Annotated in this window: 2 protein-coding genes; both read right to left on the reverse strand. The window is 76.6% G+C overall.

The annotated features are described in order from the left end of the window. Positions 1 to 785: hypothetical protein (locus AC0CYZ_RS18575; RefSeq protein WP_472217984.1), on the reverse strand; the 785-nt coding region annotated here is incomplete at its 3' end. 93 nt (positions 786 to 878) lie between these two features. Beyond that, positions 879 to 1,799, reverse strand: a 921-nt coding sequence (locus AC0CYZ_RS18580) for a CaiB/BaiF CoA transferase family protein (RefSeq protein WP_472217986.1), incomplete at its 5' end; no start/stop codon positions are given.

Below are 1,799 nucleotides of genomic sequence, written 5' to 3' on the forward strand. Positions count from 1 at the left end.
GCCTCGAGCTGGGCGAGGAAGTCCCGGTCGGCGAGGTGGGAGGCGACCGTGAGGGGCGTGGTGAGGAAGGCGCCCACCGACCCGACGGAGAGGTACTGCGGGATCGGGGGCATCGTCGGGACGAGGTCGAGCAGCGTCTGCACGGTGGCGAGCACCGGGCCGCCCGCCGCGATCGCGAGCGGCCGCGACGGCGCGTGCTCGGGCACCGCCTCGAGCGAGAACGGCGTCGCGAGCGCGGTGAGCGAGGCGATCGGGAGCGTCGGGTCGTCGGCGGCGGTCAACAGGCACGCGAGCCCCCCGAGCGACCAGCCCACGACGTGCACCGGGGCGCCGTCGTGGTGCGCGGACACCAGCCGCACGACGTGCGGGAGGATGTCGTCCACCCAGCGCGCGAGGTCGGCCGGTGACGCGGGGGTCGGCGCGTCGTGGCCGACGACGTCCTCGTCGTCGACCTGGTGCACGTGCCGGCCCTCACCGACCAGGTGCTCGACGAGGCTGCAGCCGCGCCGCAGGTCGAAGGCCACCCCGCAGGCCCCGAGGGGCGAGACCAGCAGGACCGGGGCCCCGCGCAGGCGGGCCGACGGGTGGACGGCGTAGCGGTAGGTGCTCACCTGCCCCGCGCGGGCCAGGCCGTGGGCGCGCCCGACCGACCACGCGCCGCCGGGGTCGTCCGGACCGGTGTCGATCGCGACGCGGGGCATCCGGCGCAGGTCGGCGATCGGCCCCTCGAGCACGCGGTCGCGGACGTTGACCAGGGCCCGCGCGAGCGTCCCAGGACTGATCACGTGCACCCCTCCGCCGGCGTCGTCCTCCCGGACCTGCGTGATCGTGCCATCCGGCGTCCCGGTGTGCCGGGCCGCCGCGGTCCGGGCCGCCGTTCAGCCCTGGCGGACGACGCCCGCCGCGCGGAGCTTCTCGACGCGGTCGGCGTCGAGTCCCCAGTCGGTGAGGGCCTCGACGGTGTGCTGGCCCGGGGTTGGTGGCGGCGTCGGTGCGGCGCTCGGGGTGCGGTCGAAGCGCGGCGCCGGGGCCGGCTGGCGGACGCCGAAGGCCTCGGTGATCGTCCCGCGGGCGCCGATGTGGGGGTGCTCGGCCGCCTCCTCCATCTCGAGGACCGCGGCGACGCAGGCGTCGGTCGGCTCGAGGTCGGCGGCCCACTCGTCGCGGGTGCGGGTCGCGAACACCTCGGCCAGCCGGGCGGTGAACTCCGGCCAGCGCGCCAGGTCCCACTGGTTGGTGGCGACGTCCTCGCCGTCGAGCCCCAGCCCCGCCATGAGCGCGGCGTAGAACTGCGGCTCGATGGCGCCGACGGCCACGTAGCGCCCGTCGGCGCAGCGGTAGGTCTCGTAGAACGGGGCGCCGCCGTCGAGCAGGTTGCGCCCGCGCGGGTTCGGCCACAGGCCCTGCGCGCGCATGCCGTACGTCATCGCCATCTGCAGCGCGCCGCCGTCGACGATCGCCGCGTCCACGGTCTGCCCGCGGCCGGAGGTGGCCCGCTCCACCAGCGCGCCGAGGACGCCGACGGCGAGCAGCATGCCGCCACCGCCGAAGTCGCCGACGAGGTTCATCGGGATGCCGGGGGCACCGTCGGGACCCTCGACGTGCCCGACGACGCCGGCCGTGGCCAGGTAGGTGAGGTCATGCCCGGCGCGCTGGGACTGCGGGCCGTCCTGGCCCCAGCCGGTCATCCGGCCGTAGACCAGCCGCGGGTTGCGTTCCCGGCAGACGTCCGGGCCGAAGCCCAGGCGCTCGGCGACACCGGGCCGGAAGCCCTCGAGCAGCACGTCCGCCTCCGCGAC

The sequence above is a fragment of the Actinomycetospora sp. genome, assembly GCF_055612215.1.